Raw genomic sequence first — 18,070 nt, 5'->3', positions numbered from 1 at the left:
TCCGCACTCCGCTAATCTACGCCGCGAGTTGTGCCGAATGTTCTGACGACGGACACGTATCGTCCTGCCTGCTGCATCGACACTCGAACGTCTCGCTCTCATCGCCCGAACGCAAGCGCGCAAAGCCGCCAATATCGGTCTGATCCGCGACTGTTCGGCCGAACAAGAAGCTGCATTGGAGCAGCTTGTCACCTCTGACGATCACGGCCGCACCCCGCTTGGCTGGATACGCGACTGGTCGGAATCTCCCTCGGCATCGAACCTGAAAGCCCTTGTCGCTAGGCTTGACACGGTGAGGGCCATCGGGATCACGGCGGACCGCGCCCGCCGCATCCATGCCGCACGCTATGCCGTGATCGCGCGAACCGCCGGCGTCGTCACCGCCCAGCACCTTCGCCGTCTCGAACGGTCTCGACGCCTTGCGATGCTCACGGCATTCGCCATCGAAATGGAAGCAGCGTTGACCGACGCCGCACTTGTCATGGTCGAAAAGATGGTGGGATCGCTGTTCCGCCGCGCCGATCGCACCCGATCGGATCGATTACTGGGGCAGGCAAAGCTGCTAAAGGACACCGCGCGCGTTCACGTTCAACTCGGCCGCCTACTGCTCAACGCCTATGCCGATGGGGGCGATGCCTTCGCGGCGATCGAGGATCGTATGGGGTGGGATGAACTCGTGCGCAGCGTCCGCTGCGCGGAGGATCTCACCCGGGCAGGCGACGACGGCCTTGAGGAAGTGGTGGAGCGCTACCCCCGCTGCCCGCAAGTTCGCGCCGACCTTCCTCGCCGCGTTCACCTTTCGCGCGTCGCGTGCAGGCGACCCGCTGCTCTCGGCCGTCGAGACGCTGAAGAAAATGTATCGTGATGGCCGTTCGGTCCTCCCGAAGCAGGTTCCGACGAGCTTCATCAAGCCGCGCTGGCGCAAGGTCGTGCAGTCGGAGGGAGGAACGATCGACCGGCGGGCCTATGAGATAGCGGTGATCGTCCATCTGCGCGAGCGCATCGGCTCAGGCAGTATCTGGGTGGACGGCAGCCGGGCCTACCGGACGCTCGACGACTATCTCCTGCCCGTGCCAGCGTTCGAGAACATGCGCGCGGACAACACTCTCAATCTGGCCGTGGTGCCCGACTTTACGGCATGGATCGACGAACGGCGGACACTGCTGACCAAGCGCATGAGCGAGGTCGAGCGGGCGGCGGAGGCAGATGAGTTGACCGATGTCACCATTGAGCGCGGGCAACTGCTGATTTCTCCCTTCCGCCGCATCGTATCCGACGATGCCGAGACATTGAAGGCCAGACTCTACGCGATGCTGCCGCGCGTGCGGATCACCGATCTGCTGGTCGAGGTGGCGGCTTGGTCCGGCTTCTCCGATCACTTCGTCCATGTCCGAAGCGGAGCGCCGGCCTCAGATCAATCCGCGCTGATGGCGGCGATCTTGGCCGATGCAACCAATCTTGGGCTGGGCCGCATGGCGGAAAGCTCACGCGGGCTGACCCTGGCGCGCCTGCGCTGGACGGCGGAATGGCATGTGCGCGACGAAACCTATCTCTCGGCGCTGGCGGCGATCGTCGATTGCCACACCGCGCATCCGTTGGCGAGCGTATGGGGGCCAGGCGATACATCGTCGTCTGATGGACAGTTCTTCCGGGCAGGCGGGCGCGGGGAAGCGCGGGCCGATCATAATGCCCGCTACGGTTCGGAACCCGGCGTGCTGTTCTACACCCATGTGACCGACCGATTCACGCCGTTCCACACCAAGGTCATCGCCGCCAATGCCGGAGAGGCCGCCCACGTTCTCGATGGCTTGCTGGATCATGAAAGCGAACTGGTGATCCGGGAGCACGCGACGGACACCGCCGGCGCCGTCGATCATGTGTTCGGGCTTCGCCATCTGCTCGGTTTCCGCTTCGCCCCGCGTATCCGCGATCTCAACGAGCGCCGCCTTTACGGCCTATCACCGCTCGACCCCTGGCCGACCCTTCGCGCACTTGTCGCCGGTCCGATCAATGTTCGCGCCATCGAAGAGAATTGGGACGAAACCTTGCGTCTCGCAGCTTCAATCCGCGCTGGCACTGTCAGCGCCTCGGCCATGCTGCGCAAGCTCTCCGGCTATCCGCGCCAGAACCCCGTCGCGCGCGCCTTGCGGGAGATCGGGCGGATCGAGCGCACCCTGTTCATGCTCGACTGGTTCGATGATCCCGAACAGCGCCGCCGCACCGGCAGCATTCTCAACAAGGGCGAGGCACGCAACGCGCTCGCCCGCGCGATTTTCTTCAACCGTCTCGGCGAGCTGCGCGACCGCACCTTTGAGAACCAGCGACATCGGGCATCCGGCCTGACCCTCGCTACCGCAGCCGTGACGTTATGGAACACCGTCTATCTCGATCGCGCCATTCGTCATCTGCGTAATAACGGCATCGAGGTGCCAGACGAGTTGGTTACCCATGTCGCCCCCCCTGGGCTGGGAGCATATTGGCCTCACCGGCGACTATCTCTGGAGCGAAATCGACAAACCCCGTGATCGGTTCAGACCCTTGCGCATCCAACCAACATGGCGCCAGCCTTAGCGTACGTTTTTGTCCATCCTCTCACCGGACCCCAGCCCTGGCGACCATCGGCCAACCGTAGCGCTCCGCATTCTAGCTGGAAATGGTTCAGCGGGACAGGATGCCGGCGGTCCCTTGCACGTCTGGCGTTCGCCTGTGAGCGCTACGGCGGCGATGGTCATGGCGCGCGCGTGTCGAAATGGACGCTCTGGAAAAGCCTCGCGCCAGATTTTCTCGGCCATCGATGCAAGCTCCTGCGGCGTCGGCGGCCGAGCCTCACGAATGCACGCTATCAAGGCGCGCGGAAACAGGCGCTCCATCGTCTCTCTCCGATTGCGATATGGAAGCCCCATAGCACGCGCGCAGCCCCGATCGACCGAGACGGGACGAAGCGGGCCTTGAAGCGGTCTGGCTGGCAACATCGGCGGCTCGCACCCCCTATATCTTGAGGGCAGGAGAGCCCTGCCCGGAGAATGAGATGCCGCCCGATGTGCCTGCCCGTGTTCCCTTGCCGATCGCCATGCCCGATGATGCGTTCGGAGCAGCGCTGATCGAGCAGGCGGCGGCGCTAAGCGCCTATGCGCGGCGACTGACTGGAGGCGGCGCCGATGCCGACGACCTTCTGCAGGACACCATGCTCCGGTGCTGGACCGCGCGCGCCAGCTTCGCGGCGGGAACAAGCCTCGCCGCCTGGGCGCGGACCGTGATGAAGAACAGCTTTCTCACCGGTCGCCGCCGCGCCCGCTTTCATGCCGACCTGCCCGAAGAGGCGCGCGACCGCATGCTACGGGTGGACGAGACCCAGAGCCTCGCCGTCTGGCTGCGGGATACGGATTGGGCGCTCAGCGAGCTTCCGCCCCACCAACGCGAGGCGGTGCTGCTGGCGAGCCAGGGCGTGTCCATCGAGGATGGCGCGGCGCAGCTCGGCATTGCCCCAGGCACATTCAAGAGCCGCATCGCACGCGGGCGGACTCGGCTGCGCGCCCTCATCGAGGAGCGATCGACGCCGCTGCTGGCCGACAGGACCGATCGCGATATGCACCCACCAGCGGCCAAGCGGCCCATCCACCTGCGGAAAAAACGGGACTGGCGGGGCGTCAAGATCGGCTGATCCCCGGTGTGCCTGTCAGCTTATTGCTTTTCTTAACAGTTTGCCGGTAGCGTGCGCGCACCTGCGGAGACGCGGGTGGAGGCGTGGAAACCTCCTGAAACACGAGCCGGTCGAGCTTCATCGACCGGGTGGCGGGCGCGCATGTCCAAGCCACCCGGCCAAAGGCGTCCGCGCCTGACGTGTTTCAGGTTTCCAACACCTGGTTCAGTGGCCGGCACGTCTCCGAAATGGGGCGTGCCGCCGGCTGAACAGGAACAGTTGGGGCGGGAATGAGCTTGGAGAACCCTTTGACCGAGTAGGACATGCGTGAGTAGTCATCTGCCTGTCGGCCGCCTCGCCGATCGTCGTCATTCCCTGCCGCGCGAACGCGCCTGGTTCGCGATCCTCCTCAGCGTCACGGCGCTGGCGCTGGCGAACGCGCATTTTCCCCGGATTGGTCTCGCGCCGCTCTATATCCCGATCGTCTGCGCCGCCTGCTGGGCGCTGGGAGGCCGCGCCGGCTATTTGGTGGCGATCGTCGCGGCGGTCCTCGCCGTCGTGCCGCATCTCGCCGAACTTCCAGGGCTCTCCCCCGCCCTGCTCGGGGCAAGGATGGCCGTGCGCGCCGTCACCTATGGTTTCGTCGCCGCCATCGTTCTCAGCTTCCGCCGGTCCTTTGATCGGGAGCACCACCTGGCGGCGCGCGACCGCATGACCGATGCGCTCAACAAGGAGACGTTCCGCGAACGCCTGATCCATCGTCTCGATCTAGCGGTGCCTGCCCGGCAATCCTTCCTGCTCGCGATCCTCGATCTCGACGATTTCAAGGGCATCAATAACCGCCACGGCCATGTTGCCGGCGACGAGGTGCTGCGCGCCTTCGCGCAGGGCGCACGGAAGACCATCCGGCGCGAGGACGATTTCGGCCGGATCGGCGGCGACGAGTTCGCCTTTTTGCTTCCCGTCCATTCGGCCGAGGAAGGGGTGTATTTCGCCCGCTTGCTCCACAAGCGCCTGTCATCGGTTCTGGCCGGCACGCCTCATCCGGTGACGTGCAGCATGGGCGCGCTGCTCATCTCGCCCGATACCCCGCGTGACGAACCCTCGTTGATGCATGCGGTCGATCAGCTCATGTACGCGGTCAAGCGCGCTGGGAAGAACGCCGTGGAGATCGGCCGCGCAATGACCGATCGAGACCGGGGCACCCCTGTTCCGTCAAGGCCCCGGGTTCCCATCGAGGCATGTCTATGACGAACGACGACACGGCCCTCTCGCTTATGAAGATGGCGTTGGCCCAACTGGATCGGAGAGGTCGAGGCGCGACGGCCACCGCGGTCCATTTGCAAGCCGCGATCGACGCCGCGACCGGAGCCGGCCCGATGCAACCCGGCGAGCTGCTGGACGACGAGGAGGCGTTTCCTTTTGAGCCTCTTGCATCGCGTCAGTGACGCAACCCTGTTAGGCAGGGTTGAGCGCGCGAGAAAGCGCACCGATCAGCAGCTCGCGCGAAGCGGGCTTGTGGCAGGTCGGGCGTGAGGCGTGGGCAGCCGGGATCATGCTGGCCGCACCCGTGGCGAAGATGAAGGGCACGCCGCGACGGTCCAGTTCGTCCGCGATCGGGAACGAGGTTTCGGAGCCAAGTTGCACATCGAGGCTGGCGACATGAGGCGACGAGTCCAGCGCCGCGAGGGCATCCCGCACGCAATCGACAGGGCCGACGATTTCCGCGCCGGCTTCAGATATTATCTCAACCAGCGTAGCCGCGACCCAATAATCATCTTCGACAACCAGCACGCGAAGGCCGCTGATCCCGTCTTGTTTAGTCATGCCGCACCAAGCATTTACGCAGCCGTTCCACCGATCAGCGCAGCAACGCGCCGTCTGGCTCTGTGCTCCACGCGAACGTGCAAAATGTTCGTCCTGGGCTCCCGATTGCTCTAAGTAGCCGGGTAGGGGGCACGTAGAGTTATGGTCGATACTGAAACCCGGATTCGTGAGCTTGAGCATCGGTTCAGGAACATTCTCACTGTCGTTCGTTCCCTTGTCAGCCAGAGCTTGCAGGCGGCCGATTCGATCGAAGACGCCCGATCGACCATTGACGAGCGATTGGCGGCGCTGGGCAACGCGACCGAGCAGCTTCTATCCCACAACTGGCAGGCGGCGCCCCTGCCCGCGCTGGCGGAAAATGCGCTGGGCCACTTCACCCTCTACGCGGAGCGGCTCCGCCTCGACGGCCCCACGGTCACGATCGGCCCCAAGGCGGCGATGACGTTGACCCTCGCCTTTCACGAGCTGGCAACGAACGCGATCAAATATGGTGCGCTGTCCAACGAAACAGGCACGATCGAGCTGACGTGGAAAGTGCTGGGATCGGGCACCGAGGCCGAGCTTTGGATGCGATGGGCCGAACGTGGCGGCCCGCCAGTCGTCAGGCCCGAGCGGCGGGGCTTTGGGTCGCGGCTGATATGCACGGCCGCGAGCCGCAGCTTGCGCGGTCGTGCCGAGCTGGAATTTCCCGTCTCGGGCGTCGTTTGGACCTTGCTCGCCCCTATGACTGCGGTCGAGCTATGATCGATCCGGATACAGGATACCCCGCCGCTAAGCCTTGGGTTCATCGCGCATGCCTGTCTCTCCGGCCCGCACTCCATGCCCGACTGGATCCCTCTCGCCACTTTGATCGTCTCTTTTGTCAGGGTCCTGAAATCCGGAGCACATCTGTATGTCCAAACCGCTCTCCCCCGAAACAATGGCTTTGGTGAAAGCTACGGCGCCTGCGCTCCAGCAGCACGGCGTGGAGATTACCACGCGCATGTATCAGCGCCTGTTCGTCGATCCGGAGATCAAGGCGCTGTTCGACATGGCCGCGCACGAATCCGGCGCGCAGCCTAAGCGGCTAGCGGCCGCGATCCTCGCCTTCGCGCAGAACGTCGATAAGCTCGACGTGCTGAAACCCGCGATCGAGCGCATCGCCGCGCGCCATGTCGAGACCCATATCAAGCCCGAACATTATCCTGCGGTCGCCAATGCGCTGCTGCCGGCGATCCGCGACATATTGGGCGAGGCGGCAACCGATGAGATTCTGAACGCTTGGGGGGAGGCCTACTGGTTCCTGGCCGATATCCTTATCAACCGTGAGGCGCAGCTCTACCAGACCGAGGCGGCATAATCGCCGCAGCGGACTACTCCTCCCAAAGGATGTGAGAAGCCGGTCCTAAAATTGGTGGCCGATGCGGCCAGCCAAGATGCTCATTGTTCAACGCCATTTGCGAGTTTCAGAAGCTTGGTCTCGATGCCTTTCAGGCCCGCAATGGCCTCATGGTCGGCGACTGACCAACCATCGCTTTTTGCGTCTTCTTGGTTCCGCTGCATCCTTGCGATGATCGAGGCTGCCTCATACACCTCTTTCGCCCCGCCGTGACCACCAATATCGAGTTGGTGCGCGAGCGTCGTAAGGCGATCCACAAAGTTCGTCCGGCCTGCGGCGCCAGTGCTGCGGGCGAGAGCCTTCGGCCCTGCTTTGAGGGCGTCTCCCAAGGTTTTCAGCGCTTCATGATGAGGGGAATCGGACACGGCAGCTCCGAGGGATCGTCATCATCGTTCATAATCACGAAAGCGGAGGACGACGGGGTTCCCCGCCGTCCCTCCGTCTCAGATGGGATAGGTCGAGCCGTAATAGCCATAGACCTGCTCGCCATAGGTCCGATCGAAGGCGGGTTCCTCGCCCGCCCGATAGCGCGGCGCGCCTTCGAGCCGTTCCTTCGTCAGATCGACGACATAGCCGCCCTGGTTCGTGTCATAGGTGAGCTGGTCCCAAGGCAGCGGATGATATTCCTCGCCGATGCCGAGGAAGCCGCCAAAGGACATGACCGCATATTCGACGCGGCCTGCGCGCTTATCGACCATGAAGTTGTAAACCGAGCCGAGCCGGTTGCCATTGCGGTCGTAGACCGCCGTGCCCTCGACCTTGTTGGAGGCGATCAGTCGGTTGGTTTCATCGGTAGCAATGTCGGTGTCTGCCATTTTGGAGTCTCCTTTCGGTTTAAGGAGAACGACACAGCCCTGATGGGTTTCCGGCGAAATCGAGCAATGGGTGGCGCAGAACGATAGAGTGGGCGAGCGCCTTCAATTTGACGTCATCCCACAGATGACTAGCGGGCGCTCTGATCCAAAAATCAAAAATTTTGCATCAGGGCAATGGGGCCTGAAACGGCGACCCGGGCACCAGAACAGCGCCAGGATGTGCATCAGATTTTTGCATCACGGAAAGGCGCAGATTTCGGCGCTTTCCAGTCTGATGCAAAACTTGTAATTTGTGCATCAGACTAAGAGGATGGCGTTGCGGGCAAGATAACGGGAGTTTTGATAATCTCATGACCCCACGGACAAGCAGGTGCCTATCGGTTTTGTCATTTCCGCTTTTTGGGATGTTGGCGCTTGGTGGCTGTGCAATCGGAAACCAAGCCTCGCCAGTCGGGTCGGTTCCGAACTTTGTTCCCCGAGGCGCTTCAATCGGCCCTTCTGGCTACGCCACAATCCTGTCCGCGCCTGCTACAGGACCGATCAACGCTGCACCACCACCACCACCGCCCCCACCTGCGGATGGAAAGCCCACGCCACTGCCAATGACCAGCGAAGCAGTTATGGCCCGCGAGATGATGATGAACCCGGATGATAATGCGACTGCCGCAGCCCAAGTTCTTGATCAGCGTATCCAGGCAGCCGAGCGGGGCAATTACGTGGGTATGCGCATTGTTCGCGATCCGGCTCCGCGTTTCGCGTTTCAGTTTCGCCAGAACGCCGCAGCCACGCTTGCCCGCTACACCCGTGATCCACGCTTCACCTTCCGTGAAGGCGGAATCCCGACCGAGGAACTGCAACCGATCTTCGATGAATGGTGGGGGCGGTTCGAGCCCTATCGTCTTGTCGGCGGCGGCGGGGTGTACGAGTTCGATGGTAAGGTCATGTTCGACATGAACATTGATGAAGCTGGTTTTCGCGAGATCGCTGAGCGGGAGCGCTGGACAATGCCCGACCGGCTTGAGCTGCGCTTTTCGGGGCCGCGCAATTCGCGATCGATCGATCCCGCGCTTGAGCGCTATGTGCGCGTGTTTCCGCGTCAGGACCGGCAGCCGGCTGTCGTCAACCTGGCGCGGCTAAGCGGGCGGGTGATCCTCCGCGACGGGTGTTTTCGGCTGACGGAACATGGAGACGGCGGTGAGCCGCTTGTCATTTTCGGCCGGGATGTGGAGCTTGGTCTGGATGCCGAGGGCTATATGGCCTTGAAAGACAACAGTTCCGATGAGGCCATGCCCCGGATCGGAGAGCGCATGGCGTGGGCTGGCCCGCAAGGTTATTCGGAAGCTGATCCGGCGGTGGCCCTGCTGCGAGCGAAATGTGGGACTGGGCCGATTGTCGCAGTGGGCTCGCCTGAAAGTGATTATCGCACCAAGTAGGAAGTCATCATGTGCTCTTCCCGATACTATCCCAATCAGGACAGAGACCAGCAGATCAAAAGTTTTGCATCAATCCGAAAGTCCCGGTTTTCCGCGCTCTTCCCTGATGCAAAAATCTGATGCAGAATCGTTCCATGATTTACGGCTATGCGCGCGTCTCGACCAACAGCCAAGACCTGGCCCAGCAGCTCGCCCAGCTTGAGGCCGCCGGCTGCACGAAAACCTACCGCGAGAAGATCAGCGGCGCGTCGGCCGAGCGCCCCCAGCTCAAGCGCGCGATCGGCGCGCTCGATCCCGGCGACGTGCTGATGGTGACGGCGACCGATCGCCTCGCCCGCAACACGCGCGACCTGCTCAACATCCTCCACGCGGTCAAAGAGGCCGGTGCCGGCTTCCGCTCGATCGCCGAGCCGATGCTGGACACAACTTCGCAGCTCGCCGAGGTGGTCATTGCCGTTTTGGGCGTTGCGGCCAGCTACGAGCGCCAGCGGATCGCCGAGCGCACCAGCGCCGGTCGCGCCCAGGCCAAGGCGCGCGGCGTCAAGTTCGGCCGCAAGAGCGCCCTCACCCCGCACCAGCAGGCCGAGGCGCAGCGCAAGCTCGACGCCGGCGACACCCAGCGCACCGTTGCGGCGCTGTTCAACGTCAGCCAGGCGACGATTTCGCGGCTACAGGGGCGGCCATGATGACGGGCGGCAATAGTTCGGTGCCGTGATCGCCGGCAGCTTTGGCTTGGCATTGGGTCTGGCGGGATGCAGCTCGGTGAACGAGGCTGCCTTGAAGGATGGGCCACCCCAACAAGCACGCGCGTCGGAGTTGCCGCCATTCCCTCCCCCGCCGGTGCCCAGCCCGACAGAAGCGTGGCTATCCCCTTTTCGGGGGGGCACCAGCGGCCTCGACGAAGCGCAGGTCGACGCGATGTTCGACGAGGCGGTCGCGCGAGCGCGACTAGGAAAGCGTCAGAAACCTTTGCAATCAGAATGCATTATGTGTTTGACGTAATCGTGCTCTTCGCGAGAGGTGTGCCGATAGTGAAACATACTTTCGCGATTCTGATCGGTGGCGCGGCAATCTTGGCCAGTTGCACCCCTTCCTCACAGTCGGAAGCGCCCCCTCCTGAAGTTAAGAAGACATCATCCGCTGGCCTTGGACCATCAGCCGCACCAAAAAACCTGCCTGCGTTCGCAGTGAATGAGCTAGCCAACGGACTCATACCGGCTGCACCACAGATGGGCAGGCTCTCCGTCCGCAATGACTGCATCGTCTTCACGATGCGTGATAGCGACGCAACGCCACTCTGGCCCGCAGGATCGACGATCGAGCAGCACGATGACGCTCTGATCATCCGCGTGGAGGGGGGCGCCAGCTATCGGGTGCCGTCGGCCACCACGATCGCCGGAGCATTCGTGCCACTAAACAGCGTCAATATGACCAAGTTCAGCAAGCCACTTCCCGAGCGGTGCCCGAGTGCAATTTTCGCTGTCGCCCGGCAATAGGAGAGAGGAATGCGTACTAGACTCGTCATCGTTCTGCTCGCGGCAGCGGCCCATCCAGCATTAGCTCAGCAGGAAGTACCAGCACCAGCAGCTCCACCGGCTGCCCCTGCTGGCGCGGCCGGGTCATCACCGGCCGCCCAGTTCCTCGCGGACCAGTACGGGATTAGTTTGGCGGAAGCGACAGAACGCGCGCAGTTGCAAGATGCAATTGCAGAGCTGGTCGCGCAGGTAAAGCGAGACAACGACAGCGAACTCGGATCTATATGGGTTGAACACACACCAGTGTTCCGAATCAATATCTCATACGTTACGCCAGATGACCGTAAGCTCGTGAAGTATCGGATCGACCCAAAAATCCGGCGATATGTCAAACTTGTGAAGGCTAAGAAGTCTCGCGCCGAAGCCGAGGCGGGCGCCACCGAAATTTTCAAGACAATTGAGGGAAGCGGGATAAGGGACTTTGCCGGGTACGTTGAGGAAGATAGCGGCGATGTCGTTCTTGAGTTACCGTCTAACGACATGAAGCAGCGCGTGCTTAACCTCATCGGCAGCAAGCGCCAGAACATTCGAGTGGTCGTGAAGCCTATTGCCAAGCCAACGGCAGGACCGATCGGTGTTGTCAGCGGAGATTACATCGAAGGAGGGCACTATTTTTGGCAGCAGCGTGCATCCGACGAAGCCTCGAAGGGGTGTACGGTTGCATTTCAGGCGACATACCAAGGTCGCTTAGGGATTCTCACCGCTGGGCACTGCAACCCTGGCCCTGAAGGAACTGGCTATTGGCATGCGGTAAATGGCCATTGGGTAGAGATCCCGGCACCGGCAATCGCTCGCTGGGCCTACGGCACAAAGTACGACTTCCAATGGCACGATATCACAGGTTATTCGCGATCGAACGCGATCTACTATTTCAACCAAGCATCGGTGGTTGGTCTTCCTAAAAGTGGATGGGTCCGTGTTAACGGAACTGTTGGTTATTATGGGCAGACCAAGGGGATGGTGTCGTGCAAATCCGGGCGTGTAACTGGGATTACATGTGGAGCGATCACTAGCGGTAACTACTACTACAACGGCGCTAATGGCTGGATCAGAGTCTTTCGAGCTTCGGGTCAGCACCTTGGCAGGACCGGCGACAGTGGATCAGCCGTGTTTTCGGATGCTGCGCAGAGCACACAGGTGAAGGCGTACGGAATCTTGACCGCAGCGCAGGCATTCAGCGACGGATCAAGCGAAATGGTTTATTCGCCAATCGACTATATCGACCCGTGGGGTATCTCGCTCCTGACGCAGTAGAGCTGTCCAATTGCTTGGCGCGAGACCAGATTAACTTCCCTCTCTTGATTGAGAGACCGTGCCAGTGGCCCTGAGCGAGGGCTGTCGGGAGTCATGTATTACTCCGGCAGGAGAGGATCTTCCGATCAGCACGTGACCCATGGCGGACGGTATGCTGTAACAGTTTGAGATATTTCCTCGATCACCCAGGCACGGGGGGTGGCGAAGAGGGCGAGTCGGGCAGAATCAAACCGGAGCCAGGTCGCTCCGTGCGCAGAATGCGGACCCTCCGAAAGAATGTAAGTGCCTCATCGCAAGCCGGTTCGCTATCACACCTGGCAAACATGTTGAGCTTCAGACCATATCTCTCCGACACTGGTATGTGCACAAAATACCTAAATGGCTTTGGCTCATGTGCCCGCTCCTGTGGTCCGTGACGATATCGGCCGACGAGAGATGGCCTGCCCCCAATCATCTCCTTTGACAGGCTGCACGACGTGCTTGCTACATGGCATGTTGGGGGTCCGCTAAACTGCCCAAAGTCGGTACTAACGATCGTATCGGATGATTGCCATTCCTCTACTTTGCTGTCGATTCCTTGGACCCAATTCCGCTTGAACTTATCGGGAAGAACAAGCTGGTAGTCGTAAGCGATCTGCACCTCAGAAGGCATTGTGCGCTTCTCGGCTTTGTTGCAGGCAGTGATTGCAAGCAGCACGGCCATTGCGGATATCGAGCGTGCTGGCTGGACCGTCATGTAACAAACCACCTAATACAGTCGAGGATCGCGTTCCATCTGACTCAGCCCATGCACGGCAATCAGGTGATTCCCGCCATTATGCCGTGAACGCCGACGCACATTCCCAGCGCCCGCCTTGCCAGTGAAATTCTACCCGCTGCGCGTTGCTGATCGCGGGCGGCTCGCCCTTGCGCCAGAACACCCGCATCTTGGCCCGGTCATCCAGATGGGCGTCGGCGACGATCGCCCGCGCGGCCTGGATGAATTGCCCATGCCCGAACACATAGACCAGTGATCCAGCAGGCATGGCGGCGAGGCGGTCTAGGCCCGTCTTGCAGCGGCGTAGCAGGGTGGCGAAGCTCTCGGCCCCTTCCCCGTCGCAATAATCAGGATCGGCCGCGCTCCAATAGCGTTCGAGGTGCGGCATCCGCTCCGCACTGCGCGTGCCGTTCCAGCGCGCCGGTTGCAGATAGGTGAACTCTTCTATCGGCCACACTTCCACCGGCACGCCGGGAAAGCGCGCGATCGTCGGCGCGGCCGTCTGCTGCGTGCGCGTATAGGGTGACGTGACGATGAGCGCGGGCGCTTGCGTCCAGCTCGCCGCGACTTCGCGCGCCTGTTCGTGGCCGCGCTCCGTCAGCGCGATGGTCGCGAGATCATTGCAGGGCACGCCCGCGTTGCCGGTGGATTCGCCGTGGCGGATGAAGATTACGCGCATGGCTATTCAAACAGTTCCGCATGAGTGCCGGCGCGCACGAAGTTCACCAGATTCCCCTCAATCGTATAGATCAGCAGGAAATCGCCGCCGATATGGCACTCGCGATGATCGCTCCAATCGCCTTTCAGCGGATGATCCAGCCATTCCGGGCCTAACGGCGCATCGTTGGCGATGAGCATCATCATCGCCTCCTTGAGCTGTTTCATGTTGTAGCGCCCGCTGCGCGACAGCCGCTCCCAATCCTTGACGAACCTTTTTTCGTAGGACGCCTCTCTTGGGAACGAAGCCCGCTTACTGCTGGCGGGCTTCTTGGTCGAGGGCATCGAATAGTTCCTGAGCATCGGTGAAACGGGCGCGGCGGGCCTTCATCGTCGCGCGGGACGCCTCGATCGCGGCGCGCGTCTCGGCGTTCGGCACCTTCAGCTCGAACGGCAACGCATGATCCTTGGCGACCCGCGTGAGGGTCATGCGGACCACATCCGAGACGGTCAGCCCCAGCTCGGCCAGCACGGCGGCGGCTTCATCCTTCACTGTTTCGTCGATGCGCGCGCGCACGAAAGCGGTAGCGGCCATTGGAACCTCCTTGGTCAATCCCCCATGATGTAGCTCAGTTGAGCAACAATTTCAATCCAGGCAGGGGACATGCGCCTGCCGCTGGCGCGGCACCGTGGCCCTACTCGCTTCGCTCCCCAAGCCCGCAAGCGGTCTTGGCCCAAGGTGACGACCCACATGGCGGGGCGAGATCGCAAGCGGATCTCGCTTCATGGTGCCGGCGTGCGCCGGCGTCGATGTTCGTTCAAGGGGGAGAGGCGGTCCCGGCCGCCTCTCCCCCGCAACGGGATTAGACGGGGCCGTGCCTCGCTGCGCTGCGGCCGCACCACCCCCATCGAATCCCGCTGCCCCCTCTCTCGCCGGCGTTCTTGGGCGTCCGTGTTCCGGCCGATGGCATGGCCATCGCCGGACAGGCGATTTGAAGGGAGTAAGGACGATGACCCACCAAACCCGCGAAAGCTGGCTCAATGCCGTGGCGTTGGGCATGGCTCCGCTGTTCGAGGCGCTGGACGCCCCCCTGCCCGACCGCGTGCGCGTGGCGATCGGCTTCACCAGCAGTGCTCGCCTGGCTCGACGATCCCGAGCAGCGACGCCGCACGGGCAGCATCCTCAACAAGGGCGAGGCCCGCAATGCGCTCGCCCGCGCCATTTTCTTCAACCGCCTTGACGAGCTGCGCGACCGCACCTTCGAGAACCAGCGACACCGCGCCTCCGGACTGACCCTAGTCACCGCCGCCGTCGCGCTCTGGAACACCGTCTATCTCGACCGGGCCGTCCGTCACCTGCGGTCGACGGGCGCTGATGTACCCGACGAGCTGCTCGCCCATGTTGCACCGCTGGGCTGGGAGCATATCGGCCTCACCGGCGACTATCTGTGGAGCGAGATCGAGAAGCCGCGTGGGCGGTTCAGGCCGCTGCGCACCACTACGGCCGAGCGCCGAGCTTAGCGTACGTTTTCGGGCCTTCTCTCACCGGTCCCCCTTTTCCTCGACGCCCACGATGATGCGGGCTGCGCCCCGGTTCAGAAAGGCTACGACATCGTCGAGCAGCCGGGACTTGGCCTCCGGCTTGTCGATGTTCACCTCACGCTAGAAATCGAGTTCTTGCCCTTCCTCCAGGCCGCCCTCGGCGAGTTGCGCGACCGTGAGCGATCAAGAACCCGCCGGCGGCGCTCCGGCTTGGATGGTTCGGTCACACTGATCCTGACCATCGCTCAACGGCTCTCCTGAAAGCGCCGCGCGAGGCGCGCCGACGCCCCGCTCTTAGCCGCGAGCCGCGCACCGTAGCGCATGACCGTCTTGGGGTCCCGCCAGCGATAGGCCTGCATGATCGCCGGCAGGCTCTCGCCGGCGGCGAAATTGTCCTGCGCCACGCCAACCCTGATCGAGTGGCTCGACACCGCTTTCACCCAGCGCTCGAGCTCCGATTCGCTCATTCCTCCGAGCAGCTTCTTCTCGAAAGCGGCGCGGATCAGCCTGCGGTAGATCAATGTGATCGTGTTCGGATGCAGGGGCCCCTCTCCCACCGACCGCACCGAGCCGTCGAAATAGGTCTCGACGCGCCGGAAGAGCGGTCCGCCCGCGATCCCGCTGGCCCGCTTCCACTCCGCAATCGCCTGCATCGTCGCGGGCGAGAGATAGGCGATGGCGCCCGCGCGGTCGCGGTCGGTCTTGCTGGTCGCAATGAACAGGGTTCCCGAGCCGTCGGAATCGGGCCCTTCGACCGCGTCACAGACGATCGCCACCAGCTCGGAGCGCCGGCAGCCGCTGTCATAGGCGACGCGCAGCAGCGCGCGGTCGCGCGCGCCGAGCATGTCGCGGCGAGAGGCCTTGAGCAGATGCGCCAGGCAGATACCGATCGCCGGATCGTCAAGGTCGCTCACCTCACCCTTGAACCGGATGCCGCGCGCCTGGCGCTGGCGCGTGCCCAATAGCTTGCGCAAGCCCTTGAGCTCGAGCCGCACCAGCGGCGCCGCTGTCGGATCATCAAGCCCGGCCATGCGGTAGGCCCAGCCGATGTTCACCAGATAGCGCTCGATCGTCGCCGGCGCCCGTTGCTTCAGCGGATTGCGCGGATCCTGCTCGACCCCCGACAAGGCGCGCAGATAGGAAGCGACCGCCTCCGCATCGGCCCGCGCTGTCGCAAGTCCGCGCCGCCGACACCATTGGTCCCAGATCTTCAGGTCCGACAGGAAGGCGCGGATCGTGTTCGTCGACCAGGCCCGCGCGGCCGCGGCGACGAGCTGCGGATCGGCGAGCCGGCGGGCCGGCGCCAGCGCCTCGACCTGCGAGACGATCTCGCTGATCGGCGCCGCCTCGGCACGGTGGAGCGCAGGTTCAGCCATGATTGCGCGCGAAGCGCAACGTCTCGTCGGTGCGCACAAGCTGCACGGCCCGCCAGGGCGCCGAGGCCAGCGCATGCCGGGATTTGATCGCCCCGACCCGCTCGAGATAGCAGATCGCGCTGTTCATCCGGCGCGGTTCCCAACCGAGCGCCTCGGCAAGCCGCTTGGTGTCGGCGGCCCGCTCCTCGCCCGTCAGCATCCGGTTCGCCAGCGTCCGCGCATCCTCGCTGGGGCTGAACGGCATGAACGCCTCGCCAAAGTCCACGAACAGCGCCGGCTGCGGAGCATAGTGCCCGCTCACGTTCAACTCGCGCAGATAACCGCCGTCCTTCAGGTCCAGCAGCGCGATCCTGAGATCATCCGCCGCGATGTCGAGCGCGGCCGCGAGGTCCTCGAGGGTCACCACGGGGTCGACGGCCAGCGCATGCGCGCTGGTCTCGACGACATGCTTGCCGACCGCCACCGCCGCCGGCGACCAGCCCTCCAGCCCGCTCGGCGCCGTCTGGACATAGCGGGGCGCGGCGCCGAGCGCCGGCTTGCGGCTAACGCCGTGCAGGCGGTCCACCAGCCCCTTGAGATCCGCCTGGCTCGCTGGATCGATCTTGAGGAACAGCATCGCCTGCAGGAAGGGCGACAGCTTTGCGGGATCGAGGTCGACGACGAGCGGCACGAACCGGCTCTTGCCGCCGACCTGCTGGACGAGGCCGACGTCGATCTCCTTTGCGACCCACGGCTTGGCGATCGACGTTTCGGTCAGCACCACGACGAAATGGGTCATGCTGCCGAGGCCCTCCTCCATCTTCTGCCGAAGACTGTCGCCGGGCTCGATCTCCCACTCGTCGAACCAGACGTCGACGCCGTTCGCCATCAGATATTCCGCGACCGGACGCACTCGATCCTTGTCCTCGCTCGCATGCGCCAGATAGACTTTGGGGTGCGCGGCGCCGTCGGCGGCATTCATGACCTGAACCTTTCCCGGGTCGACACCCAGACGCTTTTCCAGAAGCCGCGCGAAAGCAGGCGAGCCGGTGGTGCGGATCGCCACCCGATTGCCCGACAGCCGGTCGACGAAGACGGCGGCATGGTGGCCGGTCTCGGGGTCGACGATCGACGCGGCGGCGCCCCTCGCCTTCTCCTCGAGCGCCTGCATGCCGAGCGCGATCGCCTTGGCCTCAATTTCGGCGGCAAACCTGCTGGCGTCAAACGGCCGGCCATTGTGGGTGAACCTGATCATTGGCTGGTACGCTGAACATATCGGCGCAGCTCGACCAGATCCTCGTCGGCGAGTAGGATCCCCATCGTCGGATAGTCGTCCTGCAGCGACTTGCGCACGCGGCCGTCGTGAACGCATGGGATCAGCAGCGCGAAGGCGGGGTTGAAGCGGCGGCGCTCCCAGCCCGCGGCCTCCTCGAGCTTCCTGGCGTTCCCGCCCAGTTCGGGCTGGTCGAGCAGCAACCGGGCGAGCACGACCGAATCCTCGACCGGGTCGTGCCCGGTGATCGCCGGATCGCTGGCGATGAACAGCTCTACCGTTGTGCGCACGCGCGGCAGGTGCGGCCCCAGCACGCGCGAGAGCGTCACGAGCCCATCGGCTTCGAGCTCGGCCAGCGCCATCCCCAGCGTCTTGCGGCTCTCCTGCGGGAACGCCTCGAGCAGCTCGTCGCCAAAATGCGTCGGCAGGCCCTTGGGGCTATGCTCGGCCATATGGCGGCCGAGCCGCTGCGCAAGGTCACTCAGATGATCGTACACGCCGCGTCTTCCCTGTTGCGCCCCGGTGCGGAGGCCCGCCGGCGCACGAACAGCCAGCTCCTATTCCTTACCGGGATATAGAAGCTTCAACAATGGGGTGTTGATAA

The 18,070-nt window shown here is 63.3% G+C and carries 19 protein-coding genes and 3 pseudogenes; 12 read left to right on the top strand and 10 right to left on the bottom strand.

What is annotated here, in order from left to right:
- Positions 1-617: 617 nt before the first annotated feature.
- The 4 genes and pseudogenes from AX709_RS15280 to AX709_RS15265 all read left to right on the top strand — a co-directional run bounded on the left by AX709_RS15280 (position 618) and on the right by AX709_RS15265 (position 5,088).
- Positions 618-2,571, top strand: a pseudogene (locus tag AX709_RS15280) (Tn3 family transposase).
- Positions 2,572-3,028: 457 nt separating this feature from the next.
- Positions 3,029-3,661: an RNA polymerase sigma factor gene (locus tag AX709_RS15275; RefSeq protein WP_066550609.1), complete on the top strand. Its 633-nt coding sequence runs from the start codon at positions 3,029-3,031 to the stop codon at positions 3,659-3,661.
- A 507-nt stretch (positions 3,662-4,168) separates the two neighbouring features.
- Entirely contained in the window at positions 4,169-4,891 is a 723-nt protein-coding gene (locus AX709_RS15270; protein WP_231727546.1) for a GGDEF domain-containing protein, read from the top strand.
- Positions 4,888-5,088 carry a hypothetical protein gene (locus AX709_RS15265; protein WP_066550605.1) on the top strand — a complete coding sequence of 67 codons (201 nt, stop codon included), beginning with the start codon at positions 4,888-4,890 and terminating at the stop codon, positions 5,086-5,088. Before AX709_RS15270 ends, AX709_RS15265 begins: the two co-directional genes overlap by 4 nt.
- 10 nt (positions 5,089-5,098) lie before the next feature.
- Here AX709_RS15265 and AX709_RS15260 read toward each other — a convergent pair whose 3' ends face one another.
- Positions 5,099-5,647, bottom strand: coding sequence for a response regulator (locus AX709_RS15260; protein ID WP_107525136.1), 549 nt, complete (start codon positions 5,645-5,647; stop codon positions 5,099-5,101).
- Positions 5,648-5,695: 48 nt separating this feature from the next.
- Here AX709_RS15260 and AX709_RS15255 point away from each other — a divergent pair, with 48 nt between their 5' ends.
- Both AX709_RS15255 and AX709_RS15250 read left to right on the top strand, forming a co-directional pair.
- The gene (locus AX709_RS15255) at positions 5,696-6,211 is read left to right on the top strand and encodes a sensor histidine kinase (protein WP_066550601.1); all 516 of its coding nucleotides are present in this window, start codon (positions 5,696-5,698) and stop codon (positions 6,209-6,211) included.
- 148 nt (positions 6,212-6,359) lie between these two features.
- On the top strand, positions 6,360-6,806 hold the full coding sequence (locus AX709_RS15250; RefSeq protein ID WP_044663640.1) for a globin domain-containing protein: 447 nt from the start codon (positions 6,360-6,362) through the stop codon (positions 6,804-6,806).
- An 80-nt stretch (positions 6,807-6,886) separates the two neighbouring features.
- Here the strand turns inward: AX709_RS15250 and AX709_RS18740 are convergent, their stop codons facing one another.
- The gene (locus AX709_RS18740; RefSeq protein ID WP_047169142.1) at positions 6,887-7,210 is read right to left on the bottom strand and encodes a hypothetical protein; all 324 of its coding nucleotides are present in this window, start codon (positions 7,208-7,210) and stop codon (positions 6,887-6,889) included.
- Positions 7,211-7,288: 78 nt separating this feature from the next.
- Positions 7,289-7,660: a PRC-barrel domain-containing protein gene (locus tag AX709_RS15245; protein WP_044663642.1), complete on the bottom strand. Its 372-nt coding sequence runs from the start codon at positions 7,658-7,660 to the stop codon at positions 7,289-7,291.
- 620 nt (positions 7,661-8,280) lie between these two features.
- Between AX709_RS15245 and AX709_RS15240 the strand changes: the two genes are divergently transcribed.
- The 4 genes from AX709_RS15240 (at position 8,281) to AX709_RS18730 (ending at position 11,882) form a co-directional block, all read left to right on the top strand.
- Positions 8,281-9,093 (top strand): hypothetical protein, encoded by an 813-nt coding sequence (locus tag AX709_RS15240; protein WP_044663643.1) that lies wholly within the window; start codon positions 8,281-8,283, stop codon positions 9,091-9,093.
- Between the two features lie 119 nt (positions 9,094-9,212).
- Complete coding sequence (locus AX709_RS15235) at positions 9,213-9,779, top strand: recombinase family protein (RefSeq protein ID WP_237241395.1); 567 nt, start codon at positions 9,213-9,215, stop codon at positions 9,777-9,779.
- Between the two features lie 294 nt (positions 9,780-10,073).
- Complete coding sequence (locus AX709_RS18735) at positions 10,074-10,589, top strand: hypothetical protein (protein WP_125458962.1); 516 nt, start codon at positions 10,074-10,076, stop codon at positions 10,587-10,589.
- A gap of 9 nt (positions 10,590-10,598) precedes the next feature.
- Positions 10,599-11,882: a hypothetical protein gene (locus AX709_RS18730; RefSeq protein ID WP_044663645.1), complete on the top strand. Its 1,284-nt coding sequence runs from the start codon at positions 10,599-10,601 to the stop codon at positions 11,880-11,882.
- A gap of 815 nt (positions 11,883-12,697) precedes the next feature.
- Here AX709_RS18730 and AX709_RS15225 read toward each other — a convergent pair.
- The 3 genes from AX709_RS15225 to AX709_RS15215 are packed head-to-tail and all read right to left on the bottom strand — an operon-like array spanning position 12,698 to position 13,891.
- Positions 12,698-13,318, bottom strand: a complete 621-nt coding sequence (locus AX709_RS15225) for a histidine phosphatase family protein (protein ID WP_044663646.1) — start codon at positions 13,316-13,318, stop codon at positions 12,698-12,700.
- A 2-nt stretch (positions 13,319-13,320) separates the two neighbouring features.
- Positions 13,321-13,641: a type II toxin-antitoxin system YafQ family toxin gene (locus AX709_RS15220; RefSeq protein WP_044663647.1), complete on the bottom strand. Its 321-nt coding sequence runs from the start codon at positions 13,639-13,641 to the stop codon at positions 13,321-13,323.
- Complete coding sequence (locus AX709_RS15215; RefSeq protein ID WP_066550599.1) at positions 13,610-13,891, bottom strand: type II toxin-antitoxin system RelB/DinJ family antitoxin; 282 nt, start codon at positions 13,889-13,891, stop codon at positions 13,610-13,612. Before AX709_RS15215 ends, AX709_RS15220 begins: the two co-directional genes overlap by 32 nt.
- A 415-nt stretch (positions 13,892-14,306) precedes the next feature.
- Between AX709_RS15215 and AX709_RS19245 the strand changes: the two are divergent.
- Positions 14,307-14,435, top strand: a pseudogene (locus tag AX709_RS19245) (transcription elongation protein SprT); the annotation flags it as partial.
- Positions 14,428-14,790: pseudogene (locus AX709_RS15210) on the top strand (Tn3 family transposase); the annotation flags it as partial. The pseudogenes AX709_RS19245 and AX709_RS15210, both read left to right, overlap by 8 nt.
- Positions 14,791-14,838: 48 nt before the next feature.
- Here AX709_RS15210 and AX709_RS19240 read toward each other — a convergent pair.
- From AX709_RS19240 to AX709_RS15195, 4 genes are all read right to left on the bottom strand, one after another.
- Entirely contained in the window at positions 14,839-14,952 is a 114-nt protein-coding gene (locus AX709_RS19240; protein ID WP_221885348.1) for an ATP-binding protein, read from the bottom strand.
- Positions 14,953-15,083: 131 nt separating this feature from the next.
- Positions 15,084-16,214, bottom strand: a complete 1,131-nt coding sequence (locus tag AX709_RS15205; RefSeq protein ID WP_066550593.1) for a tyrosine-type recombinase/integrase — start codon at positions 16,212-16,214, stop codon at positions 15,084-15,086.
- Positions 16,207-17,448 (bottom strand): toll/interleukin-1 receptor domain-containing protein, encoded by a 1,242-nt coding sequence (locus tag AX709_RS15200; protein ID WP_066550591.1) that lies wholly within the window; start codon positions 17,446-17,448, stop codon positions 16,207-16,209. Before AX709_RS15200 ends, AX709_RS15205 begins: the two co-directional genes overlap by 8 nt.
- Positions 17,445-17,963 carry a hypothetical protein gene (locus tag AX709_RS15195; RefSeq protein ID WP_066550589.1) on the bottom strand — a complete coding sequence of 173 codons (519 nt, stop codon included), beginning with the start codon at positions 17,961-17,963 and terminating at the stop codon, positions 17,445-17,447. The genes AX709_RS15200 and AX709_RS15195 overlap by 4 nt, the downstream gene beginning before the upstream one ends.
- Between the last annotated feature and the right edge of the window lie 107 nt (positions 17,964-18,070).

It is taken from the genome of Sphingomonas sp. CCH15-F11 (assembly GCF_001557005.1).
Classification (GTDB): Bacteria; Pseudomonadota; Alphaproteobacteria; order Sphingomonadales; family Sphingomonadaceae; genus Sphingomonas.
This window is presented reverse-complemented; position numbering and strand designations above follow the sequence as displayed.